Origin of the sequence: Paenibacillus sp. MER 180, from assembly GCF_023713665.1 — a bacterium.
In the GTDB taxonomy this organism is placed as follows: Bacteria; Bacillota; Bacilli; order Paenibacillales; family Paenibacillaceae; genus Paenibacillus_B; species Paenibacillus_B suaedae.
This window is the reverse complement of record NZ_JAMAVT010000068.1, coordinates 1-478: the sequence shown is the minus strand read 5'-3', so window position 1 is coordinate 478 and position 478 is coordinate 1. Positions and strand designations below refer to the sequence as shown.

Annotated in this window: 1 protein-coding gene and 1 pseudogene; one reads left to right on the top strand and one right to left on the bottom strand. The window is 57.7% G+C overall.

Features of this window, described 5'->3' with window-relative positions:
• On the bottom strand, positions 1–87 hold an 87-nt coding region (locus M3661_RS29870), incomplete at its 3' end, for a helix-turn-helix domain-containing protein (protein ID WP_251491293.1).
• Between the two features lie 125 nt (positions 88–212).
• Here M3661_RS29870 and hpxD point away from each other — a divergent pair.
• Positions 213–478 (top strand): annotated as a pseudogene (gene hpxD, locus M3661_RS29865) (molybdenum cofactor-independent xanthine hydroxylase subunit HpxD); the annotation flags it as partial.

Here is a 478-nt window from a genome sequence, read left to right as displayed (position 1 = left end):
AATATGCAGCTGCTCGGCGGCCCGGCGCAGGCTGCCGCAGCGGGCCACGGCGATGAAATAGTGCGCGAAACGGGAAAATGGACTCATAGCGCCCCTGTACTCTTTTTTGCAACAGCAGAGTGAATTAATGGTGATGGATGTGAACACCCTAATATGACAACAATAATCTCACAACAATAAAACAATCACCGATGTGAGCAGGAAGAGAAATCATGAAGACAATCACCCCCACGCCCCCCGCCCATTGCACCTTTGACCCGGAAGACTGGCTGCGGCTGGCCCGCTGCTGGCACCCGGTGGCTCGCGCCTGCGATATTGCCGGCGCCCCGGTGAAAGCCACCCTGCTGGACGAACAGCTGGTTATCTATCGTATTAAAGGCCAGGTGGTAGTCGCCCGCGACGTCTGCCCGCACCGCGGGGTGCCGCTGACCCTGGGGTTTCATGAAGAAGAAGGCATCGTCTGCCCCTATCATGGCCT